Source organism: Rhizobium sp. BK538 (genome assembly GCF_014197575.1).
Classification (GTDB): Bacteria; Pseudomonadota; Alphaproteobacteria; order Rhizobiales; family Rhizobiaceae; genus Rhizobium.
Genome location: NZ_JACIFT010000004.1, coordinates 40,731 through 60,819, shown reverse-complemented (window position 1 = coordinate 60,819; position 20,089 = coordinate 40,731). Strand labels below are relative to the sequence as shown.

Sequence of the window (20,089 nt, the reverse complement as noted above, 5' to 3'; positions counted from 1 at the left end):
ACCAACGATGCGGTTTTGGGAGAGACGCATGCCGCCGGCAGCCGATGCGCTTATTTTCAGTGAGGCCACTTCCTCGGACGTGTTTGCTGAGCGTATGCCCTCTGGCAAGGGCGGCCAGTTGCCCCGCCTGATGGCGGCGGTCGCCAAGCACGCGCATGAGCTGATCAAGGAATTCCGGCCCACCCAGGATGATTGGCGCAGGGTGATCGCGTTTTTGACGGAAGTCGGCCATGCCTCCGATGAACGCCGTCAGGAGTGGGTGTTGCTCTCCGACCTGATTGGCGCGTCGGCCCTCGTGGAAGAGATCAATTCGCGGCGCCCGAAAGGCGCAACGCCGAACACCATTCGCGGGCCATTCTTTCGCAGCGATGTGCCGGAGCGCGCGCAGGGCAGTTCGATTTCGCTTGATGGAGTGGGAGAGCCGCTTTGCGTCTCGGCCCGGATCGTCGACCTGGACGGACGCCCGATCCCGTCGGCCGAGCTCATCACCTGGCAGGCCAATGCTCAGGGCTTTTATGAGAACCAGCAGCCGGACCTGCAGCCCGAGCACAACCTGCGTGGTCTTTTTCGCGCCGACGCCGACGGAAGCGTTGACTACCGCACGGTCATGCCGAAGGGATACAGCGTGCCCGACGATGGCCCTGTCGGGCATTTGCTGGCAGCGGCGGGCTATCCTTTGCATCGGCCGGCGCATCTGCATTTTGTGGTCCGCGCGGTCGGTTTCGAGACGATCACCACGCATGTCTATGATCGAAACGATCCGCATCTCCACGAGGACGCGCTGTTTGGCGTCAAACCCGAATTGGTCCGCGACTTTCGCCCCGTGAGCGGAGATGTCTCGCAAATGCGGCAGGTGGATTTCACGTTCGTGATGGTGCGGGCAAGACCGGAGAAAGCACGATGAGCCTGTCGTTCCACTATGCCGGCAGCCCGGCCCATATCGTCTTCGGCGAAGGGGCTAGCCAAGAGGCGGCAAACTGGATCGCGAAGATCGGTTGCCGGAGAGCCTTGGTTCTTTCCACGCCACACCAGAAGAGTGACGCCGAGGCACTGGCTGCGAAGATCGGGCCGCTGGCTGTCGGCGTATTCAGCGGCGCCGTCATGCACACGCCTGTCGACGTCACCGAGACGGCAATGAAGGTGGTTGGGGAAAGCCGAGCCGATTGCGTCGTGTCGCTCGGCGGCGGCTCGACGACGGGTCTTGGCAAGGCCATCGCTTATCGCACGGACCTGCCGCAGATCGTCATTCCGACGACCTATGCAGGCTCGGAGGTCACGCCGATCCTTGGTCAGACCGAGGGCGGTCGCAAGACGACAGTGAAGGGTGCGAAAATCCTTCCCGAGGTGGTGATCTACGATGCGACGCTGACAACGGGCCTTCCGGTTGGCTTGTCTGTGACCTCGGGCCTGAACGCCATGGCCCATGCCGTCGAAGCGCTTTACGCTGAGGACCGCAATCCGATCTCGACCCTCATGGCCGTCGAAGGCTTGCGTGCCTTCCGGTCGGCACTTCCGCAAATCCTGGCGACGCCTGGCGACCTAAATGCGCGGGCAGGCGGTCTTTATGGTGCCTGGCTCTGCGGCACAGTCCTGGGCACGGTCGGCATGGCGTTGCACCACAAGATTTGCCACACGCTCGGCGGCACCTTCGACACGCCGCATGCCGAAACGCATGCGATCATGCTGCCGCACACGGCCGCCTTCAATGGGATGGCGGTGCCCGAGCTTCTTCAGCCTGTGGCAGAGATTTTCAAAGGTTCGATCGGCGGGGGGCTTTGGGACTTCGCGAAGTCGATCGGTGCGCCACTTTCGCTGCGTGATCTAGGCCTCACGGAAGCCGACCTCGACAAGGCAAGCCGGATCGCGGTCGAGAACCCCTATTGGAACCCGCGATCGATCGATCGGCAATCGATCCGCGCATTGCTGCAACAGGCCTGGGAGGGCCGCCGGCCGGAGAATTAGTCGTCACACAAGGGGAATGGGAGGAAAATGAGATGACAACCAGACGCGAATTCCTGAAACAGACGGCAGCCACCGGCGTGCTTGCTGCCGCATCCGGGCTGGCTTTGCCGGCGCTGGCACAGAAAAGCTCGATCAAGCTCGGCTATGTCAGTCCGCAAACCGGACCGCTTGCCGCCTTCGGCGAGGCCGACAAGTTCGTCATCGAGAACTTTCTTGCGACGACCAGGAAGATGGGCCTCGACTATGAGGTTGTCGTCAAGGACAGCCAGTCCAATCCCAATCGTGCCGCAGAGGTCACCAAGGAACTGATCGTGACCGATGAGGTAAACCTGGTCCTCGTTTCCTCGACACCGGAAACCACCAACCCGGTGTCGACGACCTGCGAAGCCGAAGAAATGCCCTGCATTTCGACGGTTGCGCCGTGGCAGCCATGGTTCATCGGCCAACAGGCAAATCCCGGCGACCCGAACTCCTGGAAACCATTCAATTTCGCCTATCATTTCTTTTGGGGGCTCGAGGACATCATTGCCGTCTTTACCGGCATGTGGGGCCAGGTCGAGACCAACAAGAAGGTCGGCGGGCTGTTCCCCAACGACGGGGATGGCAATGCTTGGGGAGACAAGGTTGTCGGTTTCCCGCCTGCACTCGAGAAGCTCGGCTATACGCTGACCGATCCTGGCCGCTTCCAGAACCTTTCGGATGACTTCTCCGCGCAGATCAACGCCTTCAAGCAGGTGAACGCCGAAATCGTCACCGGTGTCGTTATCCCACCGGATCTTACGACCTTCTGGAACCAGGCAAAGCAGCAAGGCTTCAAACCAAAGGTTGCCTCGGTCGGCAAGGCGCTGCTGTTCCCGCAAACGGTGGAATCGCTCGGCGATGCCGGCCACAATCTTTCAACCGAAGTCTGGTGGACGCCAAGCCACCCCTTCAAATCGTCGCTGACGGGTGAGACTGCCGCGCAGGTTGCTGAGGCCTTCACCAAGGCAACGGACCGGCCCTGGACACAGCCGATCGGGTTCGCGCATGCGCTGTTCGAGCTGGCCGTGGATGTCATGAAACGTGCTGACGATCCAAGTGACGGCGAGGCTGTTGCCAAGGTCATCGGCGAAACAAGGCTCGACACGCTCGTTGGCCCGATCGCCTGGGGCAACGAGAAACTGCCGCCCTTTGCGCAGAAGAACGTTGCCAAGACGCCGCTTGTCGGCGGCCAATGGCGGCTGAAACAGGGCGGCAAGGGGTATGATCTCGTTATCGTCGAGAATGCCACGGCACCCAACATACCGACCGGCGGGAAAATGGAGCCGATCGCCTGAGCGCGTCAGCTCTTGTCGGAAGAGCAGGGAGCCGTGGAGGCGGCTCCCTAAGTGGGAGAGGATTTATGCCAATATTGGAACTGGAAGGTGTCTCGAAGAAGTTCGGCGCGTTGACCGTCGCCCAACAGATTTCCTTTGCCGTGGACGACGGCGAGGCGCTCGGCATCATCGGCCCCAACGGCGCCGGCAAGTCGACCCTGTTCAATCTGATCACTGGCAACATCTCGCCAGAGAGCGGCGCGATCCATTTCATAGGCTCCGACGTGACCAATACCCCGCCGATGGCGCGGTGCTTGGCCGGAATGGGCCGGACATTCCAGATTCCGCAGCCCTTTGATCAACTCACCGTGTTTGAGAACCTGCTTGTGGCCGGATCGTTTGGCGCGCGGAAGCGGGAAGGGGAGGTCGCCGATCGCTGTGCAGAAATCCTGATCGATACAGGACTGATTGACAAAGCCAATGCAATGGCCGGCAGCCTCACGCTGCTGCAGCGCAAGCGGTTGGAACTGGCGCGTGCGATGGCAACCGATCCGAAGCTCCTGCTGCTCGACGAGATTGCCGGTGGGCTGACGGAAGGCGAATGCCGGGCGCTGGTAGCGACTATCCGCGGCCTCCACGGCAAGGGCATTACGGTGATCTGGATCGAGCATGTCCTGCATGCGTTAAACGCCGTGGTCGGACGTCTGCTCGTCCTGCACTTCGGTCGCGTGATCGGCATCGGTAAGCCCGACGAGATCATGAACTCGAAGCAGGTCCGCGAAATCTACCTGGGGATCGATGTGTGATGCCGCTTCTCGAAACCCATGCACTGACGGCTTCCTACGGTGACTTCCAGGCGCTGTTTGGCATCGATATCAGGCTCGAAGAGGGCGAGACGCTGGCGATCATCGGCGCGAATGGAGCCGGCAAGACGACGCTGATGCGGTCGCTGTCGGGTGTCCTCAAAAACGAGCCCGGTTCCATCAGCTATCGGGGAGAGGCGATCGGCGCGCTGGACGCCCCCGATGTGATGTCGCGCGGAATTGCCATGGTGCCGGAGGGCCGGCGGTTGTTTCCATCGTTGAGCGTCGAGGAGAACCTGCTGATCGGTTCCTACGGTCGCAAGGCCACGGGTAGCTGGACGCTCGAGAGCATCTATGCGCTGTTTCCCGTCCTTAAGGAGCGTCGGCGAAACTCTGCCACGGCACTTTCGGGCGGGCAGCAGCAGATGGTGGCGATCGGCCGGGCGTTGATGTCGAACCCGGACGTGCTGCTTTGCGATGAGATCAGCCTCGGACTGGCGCCGGTCGTGGTGCGCGATATCTACGCCGCTTTCCCGCGCATCCGCGAAACCGGCGCGGCGATCATCATCGTTGAGCAGGACATCGCTCAGGCACTCAAGGTCTCCAATCGGATCTATTGCATGATGGAGGGCCGCATCACGCTTGCCGGAAAGCCATGCGATCTCGACCGCGATGCCATTCACAAGGCCTATTTCGGAGCAGATGGTCATGAACTGGCTTGATACGATAACGCAGGGCATCCTGCTTGGCGGGCTCTATGCGCTTTTTGCCGCGGGGCTGAGCCTGGTCTTCGGCATCATGCGGCTGGTCAACCTTGCGCATGGCGACCTGATCGTCTTCGCCGCCTTTGTGATCCTGTTGCTTGTTTCATGGCTGGGGCTCCATCCTTTCGTTGCGGCGTTCATCGCGGCGCCTCTGATGTTCGCAGCCGGTTGGGTCCTTCAATACCACTTGCTCAACCGCACGCTCGGAAAGGATATCCTGCCGCCGCTGCTCGTCACGTTCGGTCTTTCGATCGTCATCCAGAACGGTTTGCTGGAAGGCTTTACGGCCGACAGCCGTCGGATATCGGCAGGTGCGCTCGAGACCGCCTCCGTTTCGCTCGGACCGATCAATGTCGGTGTCATGCCGATGCTGACCTTTGGCTCAGCGATCCTCGCCATCGTTACGCTGAACCAGTTGATCTATCGCACCTCGATCGGCCGCGCGTTTCGTGCCACATCCGACGATGTCACCACGGCGGGCCTGATGGGCATCCGGCCGCAACGCATTTTCGCTATGGCAACAGGCCTTGCCATGGTGGTCGTGACGATCGCGGCGCTCTTCCTCGGAACACGTGCCAATTTTGATCCCACGTCGGGCCCGGCCCGGCTGATCTACGCCTTCGAAGCCGTCATCATTGGCGGGCTGGGCTCGCTTTGGGGAACGCTGGCCGGCGGAATCATACTTGGTGTCGCGCAGACGATCGGGGCGGCCATCAATCCGGAATGGCAGATTCTAGCCGGGCATCTCGCGTTCCTTCTCGTCCTCCTGTTCAAGCCGCGCGGCCTCTTTCCGCGCGCAGTGGATTGAAACGTCATGGAACAGTTGCTCTCACCAACCTTCAAAGTCGAGACTCGTACAGGCGCATCCGCGGCATTCGCCCTCATGGTTGCGATCGTCGTGATCCTCGCATTCCTGGCGCCGCTTCTGGTGTCGCGCGGCGCAGTCCAGGACCTGTTCTTCATCCTCACCATGCTGGTGTTGGCACAATGCTGGAATCTGCTTGCCGGATATGCTGGCCTGATTTCGGTCGGCCAGCAGCTTTTCGTCGGTTGCGGGGCTTATGCCATGTTTGCTCTCGTCAGCCTGTTGGGGCTCGATCCTGTCGCGGCCGTTCTGGTCGCCGGCGTCTTTGCGGCGATCGTCGCCGTGCCGACGGCGTTCTTCACTTTTCGCCTCTACGGTCCTTATTTCGCCATTGGCACATGGGTGATCGCCGAGGTCGGCCGCTTGCTCTTTGCCCAGTGGAAAGCACTCGGCGGCGGTACCGGTACATCATTGCCGCGTGACGCGACCCGCGACATGATCGGCATCGACCTGTTGAAATCCTTGTTTCGGATGAAATCGGCGGAGGCGGGTGACGCGCTGACCTATTGGCTCGCTCTGGTACTCGCTCTGATCACGATCGGGGCCATCTACTGGTTGCTGCGATCGCGCAACGGGCTGGGTCTTGCCGCGGTCCGTGACAACGAGCAGGCGGCACGCGCCGTCGGCGTTGATGCCCGGCGCATGAAGACCATGGTCTACCTGACCGCGGCATTTCTGACAGGCTGCTGTGGCGCGCTGATCTACGTCCAGAAGCAGCGTATCTCGCCGGATGCTGCCTTCTCGGTGATCGACTGGACGGCCTACGTGATCTTCATCGTCGTCATCGGCGGCATCGGCACGGTCGAAGGGCCGATCATCGGCGTCATCGTCTTCTTTGTGCTGCAGAACCTGCTTGCCGGCTATGGCTCCTGGTATCTTTTGATACTCGGCCTGGTCGCCATCGTCACGATGCTGTTTGCGCCGCGCGGGCTTTGGGGCCTGTTTTCCGACCGCACCGGCATCCAGCTTTTTCCGGTTCGCCGAATTCTCAAAGGTGGACCCCTCGAACACAAGCAAATGGGAGGGCCAAATGGCTGATATCACAACGGATGTACTCATCATCGGAACCGGCCCCGCGGGTTCGGCGTCTGCTGCGCTGCTGTCGACCTACGGCGTCGAGAACATGATGATTAATCGCTACCGGTGGCTTGCCAACACGCCGCGAGCACACATCACCAACCAGCGCACGATGGAGGTGTTGCGCGATCTCGGCCGCGATATCGAGGACGAAGCCTACATGTTTGCCGCCGAGCAGGACCTGATGGGTGAGAATGTGTTCTGCACCTCTTTGACGGGCGAAGAAATCGGCCGCATGAAAAGTTGGGGCAAGCATCCGCTGTCTCGCGCCGAGCATCAACTCTCCTCGCCGAGCCTGATGAACGACCTGCCGCAGACCTTCATGGAGCCGCTGCTTTTCAAGACGGCCTGTTCGCGCGGCACACAGGCGCGGATGTCATGCGCGTATATCAGCCACGAGCAGGATGCCGATGGCGTCACGACCATCTGCCTCGATCGATTGACAGGCAAGGAATTTAGCGTCCGCTCCAAGTTCCTGATTGGCGCCGATGGTGGCAATTCGCGGGTAGCCGAACAGGCACAACTGCCATTCGAGGGCAAGATGGGTGTCGGCGGCTCGATGAACATCCTGTTCGAGGCCGATCTGTCGCGGCATGTCGCCCACCGTCCCTCGGTGCTCTATTGGGTGTTGCAGCCCGGTGCCGATGTCGGCGGCATCGGCATGGGGCTGGTGCGCATGGTCCGGCCCTGGCACGAATGGCTGATCGTCTGGGGCTACGACATCAACCAGCCAGCACCCGACGTGACCGAGGATTTCGCCATCAAGGTGGTGCGGGATCTCGTCGGCGACCAGGAGCTCCAGCCAAAGATCAAATCGGTATCGACCTGGACCGTGAACAACATGTATGCGACACAGATGTCCAACGGCCGTGTCTTCTGTATGGGCGATGCAACGCATCGTCATCCGCCGTCGAACGGACTGGGTTCAAACACCTCGATCCAGGATGCCTTCAACCTCGCCTGGAAGCTGTCCATGGTGCTGAAAGGTCAGGCCGGACAAGGCCTGCTCGACAGCTACAATGCGGAGCGCGCGCCAATTGCGAAGCAGATCGTTACACGCGCGAACAAGTCGATCGAAGAGTTCGGTCCGATCTTCAAGGCGCTAGGCCTTCTGGATTCTGTTGATCCGGTCAAGATGCAAGAAAACATGGACGCCCGCTGCAACGATACGCCGGAGGCCGAAAGGCAGCGCAGAGCGATCCGGGATGCGATCGCCTACAAGGTCTATGAGTTCGATGCCCATGGCGTCGAAATGAACCAGCGCTACAGATCGGATGCGATCATCAACGACGCTCAGCCGGAGCCAGCCTTCGCAAAGGATCCGGAACTTCACTACCACGCGACAACGTGGCCCGGCGCGCGCCTGCCGCACGCTTGGCTCTTCAATCACAGCGGCGACAAGGTCTCGACCCTCGATCTCACCGGCCACGGCGTCTTCACTGTCCTGACCGGCATCGGCGGCGCCGGTTGGGTGGCGGCGGCCAAGGCGCTAGCAAGGGAGTTCAACATCCGGATCACCACGCACACGATCGGACCGCGCCAGGAATGGCAGGATCTGGTTGGCGACTGGGCCAACGCGCGCGAGGTTCGGGATTCCGGAGCCGTTCTTGTGCGGCCGGACCATCACGTTGCCTGGCGCGCAGATTCAATGGTCTCCAATCCGGAAGCCGAACTGCGCCGGGTCCTGACATCCATTCTTGATAAGTGAGAGCATCATGCAAGCACATGAAAGGGGCTTCTTCACGGAAGAAGATTCGGTCGCGGTGGTGACTGGCCGCAACAGGAACGCCAAGGACGAACGCCTGAAGCAGGTGATGGAAGTCATCACCCGAAAGCTCCACGAAGCGGTAAAGGAGATCGAGCCCACACAGGATGAGTGGATGCAGGCTATCTTCTTCCTGACGCACACGGGCCAAATCTGCAATGAGTGGCGGCAGGAGTTCATTCTCCTTTCCGATGTCCTTGGCGTGTCGATGCTGGTCGATGCGATCAACAACCGCAAACCCTCGGGGGCCTCGGAAAGCACCGTGCTTGGGCCGTTTCATGTTGCCGACGCGCCGGAGCTGCCAATGGGTGCAAACATCTGCCTGGATCAGAAGGGCGAGGATATGTTCATCGAAGGACGGATACTCGACACCGATGGCGAGCCTATTGCCGATGCACTGATCGATATCTGGCAGGCGAATGATGAGGGTTTTTACGACGTCCAGCAGAAGGGCATTCAACCGGATTTCAATTTGCGGGGCGTGTTTCGGACTGGTCCTGATGGGCGCTATTGGTTCCGGGCCGTGAAGCCGAAATATTATCCGATCCCGGATGACGGTCCGGTTGGACAATTGCTGAAGGCCCTTGGCCGCCATCCCTACCGGCCGGCCCATCTCCATTACATCATCAAGGCCGACGGTTTCGAAACTCTGACAACCCACATCTTCGATCCCGATGATCCCTATATCGGTTCCGATGCGGTTTTCGGGGTGAAGGAAAGCCTGCTTGCGGAATTCCGCCGCACGAGCGATCCCGGACGGTCGCGACAATATCAGTTTGCGGGCGATTTCTGGGATGTAAGGCACGACTTCGTCCTTGCCCGCAGGAAGCGCTGAGGCTTCAGACGAGAATCCCTGCACGGCCGCGGCAGTGTTGATACGCGCCCTGCAACGATTAATTTCCGCGCCGACTTTATAGGCTGCGCAGAGGGTGGGAACGGGCGTGCGAATGGGACCATCCGTATCTTCATCGCAGCAGGTGACACTCGGCGCGGGTTGACCGCAAGCTTTCGCGCGACCGCCACTGCAGCGCTTGAAGCCCAGCAGCTCACGCAGCTTAAGCCCCCAGTTTTTCAGACTGCTCTCGTTCCTGGCACCGGTTCTCGTGAGGATGACCGAGCGCGCCAGACGATCGAGCCGTACGACGACAAGCGTGTCTCCGGCTTTTCACGCAGGAGCTTCGCCAGAGCAGGGCGCACAAGCGATGCGCCGGAACCATGTTCTTGCACGATGGCGTCGCAACGGTGGAGCGCAGCTCAATCTCCTGGGCCTCCGTTGCTTACTCGTCCGTTGAGACGCGTGCATAGCCTATAAGCCGGCCGCGTGCCTGTCTCATGCCAGTCTTGCTCGCTTGTCGGGCAGACACCACATGTCGTTGCGAGCGACATTTCCGGAAAACGTGTCGATAAAATCGAAAAATCGCGATATGTGACCCTCGGCGCCCTCCAGCATCCCCGTGCTGGAGGGGGCGTAGTCAATGTAGGCGTTTTGAAATCCGGCCTGGATGCCGTCGATGCTCCCCGCTATCTCTCAAGCCAGTTTTCAAGGTTGAGGCCGCGAATACGCTGGAACTCGCGCGTATTGTCCGTCACGAGTGTCAAGTCTAGCGCACAGGCATGCGCGGCGATCAATAGATCGTTGAGGCCAATGGTCTGTCCCGCCGATTCCAATTCCGCACGGATGCCGCCGTACTTGATGTCGGTCGGAATATCCAGCGGCAAAACCGGAACCGTCTCGAGCACGCTTTCGACCCTGGCCAGTAACTTGGCTGATCCTTTCTTTGCGCAGCCGTACCGCAATTCAGCCGCGACGACGATGCTTGTGCAAATCTCTTTGGGGTCGATCTCTTCGACCTGGCGCGCAGCCGGTCCGAAGGGATTGCGTATGATGTCGCTGATGATGTTGGTATCGAGCAAATACCCGTTCAAAAAATGTTCTCCGGCTTGGCAGGCATATCCTCAATATCAGGGAAGTGGTCTTCAGGCCCAAGCGGAGCCTCGTTCTGCCATTTGGCAATAAGCTCGACGATATTGGTCGGCCTGGTTACAGGCTCGATGATGAGCTTATTCCCTTCGCGGCGGATCACTACGCGATCTCCTGGCAACTCGAACTCCGCAGGGATACGCACGGCCTGGCTACGATTGTTACGGAACAGCTTTGCTTCTTTGGGTCTTGATGAGGGTAATGGAACAGGCATATGGCCGCCTCCTTTGTATATGCCATAATGTATATGCTTTGGCCCGCCGATTCAAGGCGAGGGCGCTTGGTCTTTGTTGCATGGACCTAGCCCCGATCGGTAGGCGGGCAGGATTCCCACGAGAGCGAATTTCTGACTCAATGAGGCATGGCCTCTTCGCCCTCTTATTCTTTGGACAGCTTGTCGCTCACGGAACTGCGGTCGCTTGTTGCCGAGGTGGTTGAAGAGGTTCAATCATCGTTTCCGGCGATGCTGGCTAGTTCCGTGTCGGCAGCCGTGCCCTATGTTGGGTACATGCCGAGCGCCTGGTGCACAAGTTGATGCCCGTAACACGCCGGCAGGAACGAGCAGTCAAGGCGACCCGCGATCTCATCCGGCGGTTCTATCGAATTCTGAAGGGCTGGAAGAGCAAACCTTCTCCTCAGCTGGCGCGTGGTCTCATGCGGCGTTTCGACCGGATCTTCACTCTCGTGACCGCTATGAGCCCCTCGACAAGTTGCTCCGGCGACTGCATCGCCGCAAGTCGGAACTGTTGCGGGTTCTTGACTACCCCGACATTTCCGCTCCACAGACAATGCGTCTGAAAACGATATTCGCGCCTGCGTTACCAAGCGCAAGATCTCTGGCGGCACGATGAGCGAACGCGGCCGCCGCGCGCGACGTTCTTGGCCTGATGAAGACCTGCATGAAGCTCGGCGTCTCGTTCCTCAGTTATCTCGGCGATCGCCTCGGCCGTGGCTCCACGGCAACTCCCCCAACTCGTGGCCGGTCGACGTTAGATCGGTTCATCGCTTGGCAAGGGCTATAGTCGCAGATGTCTTCGCCGCGGTCGGGGCATTCGTCTTGCGTAGAAAGCCCGGCGACACATTCCAATGACGTCCGTCGCCACTGATAACCGTTACAGATCTCTTGTTGTATCGAGTCAGCGTCCCCTCGATTGTTTGACCTAGCTGGTCTTCAAACGCCACACGGTCCCCGATCGAGAAATTGAGCATCGTCTTGTGCGCGCGCATCTGGTGAATAAATCGCAGCCGTTCGACGATTCGATTGTTGAGATCGATCAATTCTGCTTCGCTCAGCTTGTCGATGTCAATTGTCATGGGTTCCCTCGCGTATTCGAGATCACCTCAGTCTATTGCCAGCCAGCCGCAGCACTCAAGACCACGCCCTCGCTATCACCATGGATTTGTTCTGCGCGGAAACTTGCCCCGGTTACATCCAGGCCTGTTGCGGCCGATGTCGGACGCTGCATCGCGCTGGCGCGGCTGCGGCCCGCGCCTTACAGAGATTTCCGGCCATCGTTAGTAGACGCTATCAGGATGTGTCGATGCCTTCAGATCGGCCAGGCCGCGGTTTGCATCCTTGCTGCCGGTCGCCGCGGCGGCCGTGAAGATCCGCTCCGCGTCGCCGTACATCTTCATGCTCAAGTAGGCGTATCCGCGAAGGACCATCAAGTCGATCGGTTCCTGCTGGAGCTGCGCGCGCTGATCAAGGAATATCAAGGCCTCTCGATAACGCTTGGCGTCGAAGGCGGCCAAGGCCCTGTCGGCCAAGATTGCGACCTGCAGTTCGGTTGCGCGCTGTTGTGGCTGCGGCGCCCTTGTGGCTGCAACGGCGGCATTGTTGGATAGGCCGGCGCGCAGATAGGCGAGGCTCTGGCCGTAGGCTGCATCTTCGCGCGTCTTGCGGTTTGGACTGGCCAGCGCTGCCTCGAACGCCTTTACCGCCTCCATCGGGCGATTGAGGTCCATCAGGCACCAGCCGCGTGATAACGCCGTTTCCGGATCGAGCAATTGGGCATTGATCGTGGTCGTGCACCCGCGCACCTGCCTTGCACTGCGGCGAACCGTCACCGTTTGCATCGCAGGCTGGCGCGAGGCCTCGACGCGGGCCGGTGGGCTTACGCTCTCAGTGGGTTCCGTCGGTGCCCTGACGATTTCAGGGGGCGAGGCCACTGCGCCTTGCGGCACCGTCTGCCCAGGAGCGGGCAGGGGAGGTTGTGTGGCTTGCCGGTTGGCGGTCTCGCCTAACTGCGCGATACGCTCGGATTTGCCCGCCCATAGCCGTTGGATCTCGGCCACGCCCGCGCGGTCGTGCAACTGCTCGCGCGTGATGGCCAATCCGTAGGCGGATGGTTCGTCATCCGGTTTCCAGCGCAACGCCGTCTCGAACCAGCGAGCCGCCGTCTGCGGTTGGTTTAAAGTGCGGGCGAACCAGCCGAATTGTTGCGCCGTCGGCACATATTTTTGCGCAATGACCTCGGCGGCGATACGCGAAAGCACCTCTTCACTAAGGTTCGCCGGCGGCTGCAGGGCCATCAGGTTTGCCGTCGCTGCAAGATAGGTCGCGGTCGCGTCCTTGGAGGTACCGCGCCACTTGTACATGACGTCCTCAGCCTCCTGAGGCTTCTTCCCGGCGATCAATACCAGCGCCAGCCCCTGGGAAGCAATTGCCGTGTCTTCCTTGTTATGCGCTGCCCGGAACCATTTTTCGGCATCCGCATAGTTTCCCCGGCGAAGCTGGTACCAGCCGAGAAGAAGCGCGTCGGATGCCAGGCCCTCGGTGTCGGCAAGTCGTTGAACAATCGAAAGGTAAGCCGGCGCCACAGCAAGATCGGGGTCGTCGTTGCCAGCTGCGACAAAGCGACGGGCAAGGTCATTGCGGATGCTGTCGAACTCGCGACCGCCGTTGCCATCGGGGCGTTCGAGCGCCAGGAGATCCTGCATCGTTGCGTAAGACAGCAAAGCGGACGCTTTTTGAATGGTCGCCAGGCGCTCCTGCGGATTCGTGCAATTCTTCAAAATATAGACATAGGCATCCCGGGCGCGAGGTGCGCGATCCGTCCTCGCGAAGGCTTCGGCAACCCGCCAGAGCACATCGATGTCGCTGCATGTCAAAAGGCTCGGCGTGTTGGCGCCGATCTGGACGACAGTTGAGTATTGCTTCAGGTCGGACGCATTGACGAGGCGTGCACGGGCTTCCGCGACATCCAGTCGGTCAAGCAAGTCGGGTGGCGGCTGCCATCCCGGTTCGGAGGCCTGCCGATCGGCAATGGCCTTGCGAAGCTCCGCGTAGCGTGCCTCCGAATACAACTGCCACATCTGTTCCAGTTGCCTGTCGCCGCTCTGCGGAACGGCCAGAGGGTCGGCGGGCGGCACCCAGTTCGGGTAGAGGGCCTGGAGGCGCGCGATCTCGGCCTGCAGTCGCGCCTTGTCGCCACGTCTGGCGAAATAGCGCAATGCACTCTCATCGACTTTCGGCTGGGCCGGCTTGGCTGGCTGAGAAGCAGGAGGCTGCGCTTGCGGTGCCTGTGCGACCGTTAGGGGTTCTTCGACCTCGTCACCGGCCGTCTCGCTCTCCTGAGGCAGCGGCGGGACTGTCGATGCGGCTTGCAGCCGATCGGCAATCGCCTGCACGTCGATCTGAGGCTTGGGGCTGATCTCTGGCCCCGTGACACGCCCCATCAGCATGAACTGTGGCGCGGGTGCATGACCCGATCCGCCGAAGCCGAGCATCTCGTGAAGTGCCACACGATCCTTCAGGGCGGTCACCAGACCGGCCACCGCCACCGCGACAACAATTGCAACGGATGAGGATCTCACAGACACTCCGGATGCTTCTCCCCGACAAATGCCAACCCAAGAAGATGAAGGGTCGATGGATAGTAGAGCGATGGCTCAAACTGCCGCGACGACTCAGGCAGCTTCGTTCCGTCTGTCACACAGGCCACGACATCGTTAACAATTCGATAACCCGGGTCCGACAGCAGCGTCTTTGGCTTACCGGACGCAAGGCTGATCGTCGCCAAAGTGCCGTCCTCGGCGGTCATTCCCTGGCGCAATCTTGACAGCAGAGCCTTGTCGGAAATTCCCGCGCGAACGAGGTAGAGCGGTATGCGCAGGCTGTTGTATCCGAACTCGGCATCGAAGCCCTTGGCGGGCTCCGGCATGCGATTGAGGCTCACCCAATCGCCGGGCAGCTTTCGTGGTCCGAATTTCATCGACCGCAACAGTGACAGACCGTCATCCGACAGTTTCTGCCAGGCGTTGGACGGCGCCAGGAGCGCCATGATCGGGATCGCCTCGTAGACCCAATAGGATGGATTGATGATCGGGCCGTCCTTCCGATCCGGGGAATCAAAACCGCTGGCACCAGGCAAAAGCAGCGTGCGTCCGCCTGAACTGACCACGACATGCGAAAGAAGCGCCTGGGCCATCTTCGCGGCGGACTCGATATAGTCACTTCTGTTCCAGGCAGACCCAGCAAGGGCCAGCGCATAGGCAATCAACAGATCGCCGTCCGACGCGTTGTTGATATCGGTGACATGCGGCGTAACGGCGGGATCCCATTTCCAGGCCGCCAGGCCATCGTCGCGCAGCAACAGTTCAGTGCGCGTGAAGTACCATATCTGCTCGAAGTCTGCGGGGCTGTTGGCAAGGTAGGCAAGCAGCAGACCATACCCTTGGCCCTCGCTGTGGCTGATATTGCCGTTTGCATCATCGACGATGCGGCCGCTGGCATCCAAGAACTTCGCCTTATAGGCGCCCCATGCCTGCGGGTTGATCCCCGAACCTTGCGCCTGTGCGGACTGGCAGGCGGCGGCGACCGCGAAGCTTGCGGCGCAGATCAGTTTCAACAGTCTCTTCATTCGCGCCTGCCCAGCCTGGAAAGCATGGCTGCCGTGGCAACACCGATTAGAAGCGAAAGGACGACCAGAAGGAAGGCGTAGGACAAGATGTTCGTCGACAACCAGTTCGCAGCGATCAGGCGATAATTTGAGATTGACCACGGCTGAGAGGCAACGAAATCGAAGCGACCGACCGGGATGCTTTCGACCTTGCCGGTCTTGCTGGAATAGGTGGTGATATGACCCGCGACCTGCGGCCAGTTGACCTGTGCGGTAACTGCCTCGGCGCCCTCGCGCAGGTCCTTGGCGGAAGGAGCCGTGACGATGGTCCAGGACGATCCCCCGGCGGCGCTTTTGCCCTGAGCGATCAAGAAGCTGTCGTCGTTCGAGGGCGTGAAGGCCTCTTCCGATCCAGGCACGAACTGCAGCGAACTCAGCGAAATGTCGAAGTTGCGGCGAAGCCACTCCTGAAATGACGTGATCTGCCCGCGCCATACTCCGCCGCCAACTTTCGAGCGCCAATCATCAAAGGTCACGGCGCGTTCGGTCTGGTTTGATTGTGCCGCGGCGGGGGGACGCCAAGAGGCCTGACTGCTCGTCGCTATGTTCAGCTGCGTCAGCACTGCCGGCGGCATCTGCGAGATCGATCCAATGAAAATGGCGTCTCGCTCGCCGATGGCGCCCGGTGTCGCAGCCGGCTCAACGTCGATCGGGCGGCCGGCAACGATCGCCATTTGTCCGAGCAGCGTAGCAGTCGCCGACAGCGTATAGCTATCGATCCGGTCGATGAAGAGAGGCGTTGGCTGCGTCGCACGATTATAGGGATAGCCGGTTCCAGATAGGCCGGCCAGATTCGGCCGCTGCCCGATCCGGGCAAAGTCGGGAATGTGAAGCTCGCTGGTGTCGAAGAGCGCAAAGCGCGGTGCTGCGCCGGCCGTCGTGCCGGGCACGCAGACCTCGTCCTCCTTCGTCATGAGGATGGCTTCGAGCGACAGCGTGTTCAAGCCCGGCCTGAAATGCCGCATCGTGACGCGAATGGGCAAATGCCGGAAGATGCCTCCACCCGTTGACGATATAGGCACTGTTGAAGCGATATTGCCGTTGACATAGATGTCGATATGGCTGCCGGGCAGGACGTTCTGCGTAAAGGCTGCGTCGAGCAGTACAGTGGCTTCGCCATAGGCGTTCGCGTAGAAATCGGACGGCACGGCGATATTGAAACTGGTACGGAAGCGTCGTCCCGAAAACTCCGTCGTCGCCACGCCCAGCTGCGCAAACGTCAGGTTCGCGGCCGACAGAATGAGCGGCGCGTCCGGGGCGCTCCAGCGCTCCGTCACCAGCGTGTCGCGAACGGCCGTCGCTGGGCGATCGGTTGTCGAAACGATCGTGTCGATTGCAGACGAGATTGCTGGCCAGGACGGGCCGCTGATCAAAAGAACGGGTGTCCCAGACTTCGGATCCGTCACGAACGAGGCCAGCGGCGCCGCTTGCGCGGCCGGCGGCGTCGCAATGACTGATTGAAGCTCGGTCGGCGTTCCAACGACGACAGTCATACGACCCGCACCCGCTTGCGGCAACGTGTCAGGCGTGAATGAGAAGGTCTGGTTCGGCATGCCGCTTAGGACCGCGAGGCCCTGGGCAAGGCGTAAGAGAGGCTTTGTCGTGCCCGGCTGCTCGAGCGCCGGCACGACGAAATTGAACTGCGTTCTGCCGGTTTCATCGACGCCGATCGCGCGAATGGCGTCTGTACTGGAAAACCTCGCGGCCTCTTGCCCACTAAAGCTCAGATAGGTCTTTGCCGGGTCAATGTCCGTCCAAAGTTCATAGGTCGATTGAACGGTGCAGTCGGTGCGGTGGCGTTGGGTGGCTTCGAATGTCAGAAGATTCGCGCCCGGTTGCAGCAGTCCCGCGGGCACGTCGAAGGAGACATTCGATGGCGCGTCTGATGAGGCGATCGGCTGTTGGCCGACGATCCGGTTGTTCAGAAGAACCGTCAGTTGCGACGCCTCCGGGGCAACGACGACAGCATTTTGGTAGGAGAAGTTGAACTTTGCTGGCGCGGCAGCCTGCTCTGGCGTGATGTAGATCGACCACGACTTGCGATCATACTCGCCATCGAGACCCAACTTCGCGAAAGGGATGACATACCTCAGGACTGAGCTTTGACTAGCTCGCCGGATGGCCGGTTGCGCAGGGCGTTGCGCCTGTGCCGGAGCAACTGGTGGGGCAGGCTGCGGTCGAGCAACGTCGGCCGGGGTCTGCGGTTGCGATGGTGGCGTTGCCGAGGCTGACGGTGAAGCGGGGGGCATGGAGAAAGGGGGGGTGGGCGCGGCAGGCGTCGCGGGGGCCATCGGTGTCGCTGCCGGCGCTGGCGTGGCCGGCAATGTCAGTCTCGGCACCATCGGCGTACTGCCCTGCTCACGCTCACCCGACATGTCGAAAGGCGCCGTTTGCGCATAGGCAACCGCGCAAGCGGCGAGGAAAAACGCAAAGATCGATGTGATCTTCTTCATCAGTTGCCTGCCTTCGCGACCTGATGCTGCCGCTCGCGTTCGGGCCGCATGCTGCGGAAAAGGTACACGAGACCGCGGCTTGTCTGGTAGAGCGATAGACCGAGAAACCAGATCGTCCCGCGAATAAGGCCTGGGTTGTGGCGACGCGCCTGCTGGAACTGCGTCCACTGATCGGAATTCGCAAACATCAGGTCGGCGATCAGGCGGTGATCGAGGGCGCTCTTCGGACTATATTGGCAGCCAACGGCCAAAATCTCGCCAGAAGGCTGGATATTGCGGACGATAAGCGGCAGCGTTTCGATGCTTGCGCCGCTGTGAGGCTGGAAGCGTATCTCGCCTTCGGCGCCAATTACCATCGGATCCAGCTGCTTATTGAACACATGCAGCCGTGCGCCGTGTACTGAGACATCCTCGACGGATGCCGTGTGCCACTTGCCGTTGACCCCGAATTCGCAGCGGCGGTTCACGCGCACGCGCCGAGACGCGGCCCGCTCGCCACGTTCGGAAACGACGCCTAGGGCGCAGCCGGCCATGATCAGGTTGATCATGTTCCAGCCGCCGACAACCAAGGTCACGTCGGCCTTATAGGGCTCGGCATAGATACGATAGATGGTCACTGCCAGAGCAATCAGCAGTACGGCAAAGATGACGAAGAACGGTCGGCTGATTTCCGAAAGACGGCTGAGCGCGATCGACTCGTCCTTCGCCGTAACCTTGAACGTTGGCTTTTGCGGATTGAGCATGACCGAGACCACTGCCGGGAGCAGGTGAACCGTCTGAACATACTCGTAGAGTTCCGATATCCACGGCCAGCGAAAAGACCCATAGAGGTAGTTCTGCATCATCAGGTTCACGAGCATGTATGCCAGCGTATAGGCAAGGAACTCGCCGCCCGATGCGGTGAAGATCTCCAGATCGAAGAAGAGGTAGAAAAGCGGTGCGAACAGAAAGATCGTGCGGGGAAACGGGAAGAGCCAAAAGAGCGTCGACGACATGTAGCAAAGGCGTTGCGGCAGTGTCAGCCCCCGCTTCAGCAAGGGGAAGCGGAAGCGCAAGATTTGCATCATTCCCTGTGCCCATCGGCTGCGCTGGCCGATGAAGCTTGCAAAGGTCGCTGGCTGCAGCCCGGCGATCAGGGGCTTGTCCACATAGATGCTGTTCCATCCGTTGCCGTGAAGCGCAAGGGCAGTTTCGCAGTCCTCGGTGATGCTGATGCCGCTGAAGCCACCCTGGGATTCCAGCGCTCTTCGGCTAAGGACGGCGGCCGAGCCGCAGAAGAACGCTGCGTTCCATTTGTCGAGACCGCGCTGGATGATGCCGTAAAACATCTCGTTCTCGCTCGGCATTCTCTCGAAGGTTCGAAGATTTCGTTCCAGGGGATCCGGGTTGATGAAGAAATGCGGTGTCTGGACAAGGAACAGCTTCGGATCGTCGTCGAAGTAGCCGACGGTTTCGAGCAGGAAGTCGCGGGCCGGTGCGTGGTCGGCATCGAATACGGCGATCAGCTCGCCGCGCGAATGCTTCATTGCGGCGTTGAGGTTGCCAGCCTTGGCATGCTCGTTTCGGTCGCGCGTTAGGTAGCGTACGTCGAGATCCTCGCAGAGCTTCTTGAGCTCGTTGTGGCGCGCCACTGCTGCCTGGGCTTCGAGAAGCTTGTTGGAATTGCGCTTCTGCAACGTGCCGCCATCGTCCAGCAGCCAGACATGCAGCCTTTCAGCGGGATAATCCATGGCCTTTGCGGCGGCCAGCGTGTTGGCCAGGAGGTGCGAGTCCTCATTGTAGGAGGGAACGAACACGTCGACATGGGGAAAGCGTTCTTCCTTGCTCGCGCGCGAAGGGCGCGAAGGTAAGGGCGTGGCGACGATGAACAGGCTGAGCGCCAGCATTGCCACGCTGTACATTTCCGCGAGATAGAGCAGCAGGCCGGGGATGAAGTTTTCTGGCTGATTGATCGGCGGCAGCGTGCTGGTCGTGCGCCAGTAGACATAGCGAAGAACAATGGAGGTGCCGAAAGCAAGCGCAATCAGCCTCCAGGTGCCTTCGGCCTTCAGCCCCTTGATGATCGCCATTCCAGCGACAACGACAATGCTCGCAATCAGCTGGGTCTGAAGGTTCACTGGCAGTGTGATCAGCGCGATCACACACAGAGAAACGATGGCCCACGTAACGATGCTTCGGGCTTTATGCATCAACATCCCTTTGACAATGCAGACCGGGTGCTCG

16 protein-coding genes and 1 pseudogene are annotated in these 20,089 nt (G+C 60.5%); 9 read left to right on the top strand and 8 right to left on the bottom strand.

The genetic code is table 11. The features are described 5' to 3' along the window. Positions 1-28: 28 nt before the first annotated feature. The 9 genes from FHX09_RS05940 (at position 29) to FHX09_RS05900 (ending at position 9,366) form a co-directional block, all read left to right on the top strand. On the top strand, positions 29-904 hold the full coding sequence (locus FHX09_RS05940) for a dioxygenase (protein ID WP_184449479.1): 876 nt from the start codon (positions 29-31) through the stop codon (positions 902-904). After that, positions 901-1,962: a maleylacetate reductase gene (locus FHX09_RS05935; RefSeq protein ID WP_184449477.1), complete on the top strand. Its 1,062-nt coding sequence runs from the start codon at positions 901-903 to the stop codon at positions 1,960-1,962. Before FHX09_RS05940 ends, FHX09_RS05935 begins: the two co-directional genes overlap by 4 nt. Before the next feature lie 32 nt (positions 1,963-1,994). Next, positions 1,995-3,278 (top strand): ABC transporter substrate-binding protein, encoded by a 1,284-nt coding sequence (locus FHX09_RS05930; protein WP_132589034.1) that lies wholly within the window; start codon positions 1,995-1,997, stop codon positions 3,276-3,278. Between the two features lie 65 nt (positions 3,279-3,343). After that, positions 3,344-4,063: an ABC transporter ATP-binding protein gene (locus tag FHX09_RS05925; RefSeq protein WP_132589035.1), complete on the top strand. Its 720-nt coding sequence runs from the start codon at positions 3,344-3,346 to the stop codon at positions 4,061-4,063. Then, positions 4,063-4,782, top strand: a complete 720-nt coding sequence (locus FHX09_RS05920) for an ABC transporter ATP-binding protein (RefSeq protein ID WP_132589036.1) — start codon at positions 4,063-4,065, stop codon at positions 4,780-4,782. The genes FHX09_RS05925 and FHX09_RS05920 overlap by 1 nt, the downstream gene beginning before the upstream one ends. Continuing rightward, on the top strand, positions 4,769-5,632 hold the full coding sequence (locus FHX09_RS05915; protein ID WP_132589037.1) for a branched-chain amino acid ABC transporter permease: 864 nt from the start codon (positions 4,769-4,771) through the stop codon (positions 5,630-5,632). The genes FHX09_RS05920 and FHX09_RS05915 overlap by 14 nt, the downstream gene beginning before the upstream one ends. Before the next feature lie 6 nt (positions 5,633-5,638). Then, positions 5,639-6,727, top strand: a complete 1,089-nt coding sequence (locus FHX09_RS05910; protein WP_184449475.1) for a branched-chain amino acid ABC transporter permease — start codon at positions 5,639-5,641, stop codon at positions 6,725-6,727. Then, the gene (locus FHX09_RS05905; RefSeq protein ID WP_184449473.1) at positions 6,720-8,474 is read left to right on the top strand and encodes an FAD-dependent monooxygenase; all 1,755 of its coding nucleotides are present in this window, start codon (positions 6,720-6,722) and stop codon (positions 8,472-8,474) included. Before FHX09_RS05910 ends, FHX09_RS05905 begins: the two co-directional genes overlap by 8 nt. Before the next feature lie 7 nt (positions 8,475-8,481). Then, positions 8,482-9,366, top strand: a complete 885-nt coding sequence (locus tag FHX09_RS05900) for an intradiol ring-cleavage dioxygenase (protein WP_184449471.1) — start codon at positions 8,482-8,484, stop codon at positions 9,364-9,366. A 276-nt stretch (positions 9,367-9,642) separates the two neighbouring features. Here the strand turns inward: FHX09_RS05900 and FHX09_RS29655 are convergent. From FHX09_RS29655 to bcsA, 8 genes and pseudogenes are all read right to left on the bottom strand, one after another. Next, positions 9,643-9,865, bottom strand: a pseudogene (locus tag FHX09_RS29655) (recombinase family protein); the annotation flags it as partial. A 187-nt stretch (positions 9,866-10,052) separates the two neighbouring features. Beyond that, positions 10,053-10,457: a type II toxin-antitoxin system VapC family toxin gene (locus tag FHX09_RS05895; RefSeq protein WP_184449469.1), complete on the bottom strand. Its 405-nt coding sequence runs from the start codon at positions 10,455-10,457 to the stop codon at positions 10,053-10,055. After that, positions 10,454-10,726, bottom strand: a complete 273-nt coding sequence (locus tag FHX09_RS05890; RefSeq protein ID WP_184449467.1) for an antitoxin — start codon at positions 10,724-10,726, stop codon at positions 10,454-10,456. The genes FHX09_RS05895 and FHX09_RS05890 overlap by 4 nt, the downstream gene beginning before the upstream one ends. A 785-nt stretch (positions 10,727-11,511) precedes the next feature. Then, entirely contained in the window at positions 11,512-11,826 is a 315-nt protein-coding gene (locus tag FHX09_RS05885) for a hypothetical protein (protein WP_184449465.1), read from the bottom strand. A gap of 201 nt (positions 11,827-12,027) precedes the next feature. Further along, positions 12,028-14,328 (bottom strand): cellulose synthase, encoded by a 2,301-nt coding sequence (locus tag FHX09_RS05880; protein ID WP_184449463.1) that lies wholly within the window; start codon positions 14,326-14,328, stop codon positions 12,028-12,030. After that, positions 14,325-15,374 carry a glycosyl hydrolase family 8 gene (locus tag FHX09_RS05875; protein WP_184449461.1) on the bottom strand — a complete coding sequence of 350 codons (1,050 nt, stop codon included), beginning with the start codon at positions 15,372-15,374 and terminating at the stop codon, positions 14,325-14,327. Before FHX09_RS05875 ends, FHX09_RS05880 begins: the two co-directional genes overlap by 4 nt. Next, positions 15,371-17,866, bottom strand: coding sequence for a cellulose biosynthesis cyclic di-GMP-binding regulatory protein BcsB (locus tag FHX09_RS05870; RefSeq protein ID WP_184449459.1), 2,496 nt, complete (start codon positions 17,864-17,866; stop codon positions 15,371-15,373). Before FHX09_RS05870 ends, FHX09_RS05875 begins: the two co-directional genes overlap by 4 nt. Then, positions 17,866-20,055, bottom strand: a complete 2,190-nt coding sequence (gene bcsA, locus FHX09_RS05865; protein WP_183719384.1) for a UDP-forming cellulose synthase catalytic subunit — start codon at positions 20,053-20,055, stop codon at positions 17,866-17,868. Before bcsA ends, FHX09_RS05870 begins: the two co-directional genes overlap by 1 nt. Positions 20,056-20,089: the final 34 nt, after the last annotated feature.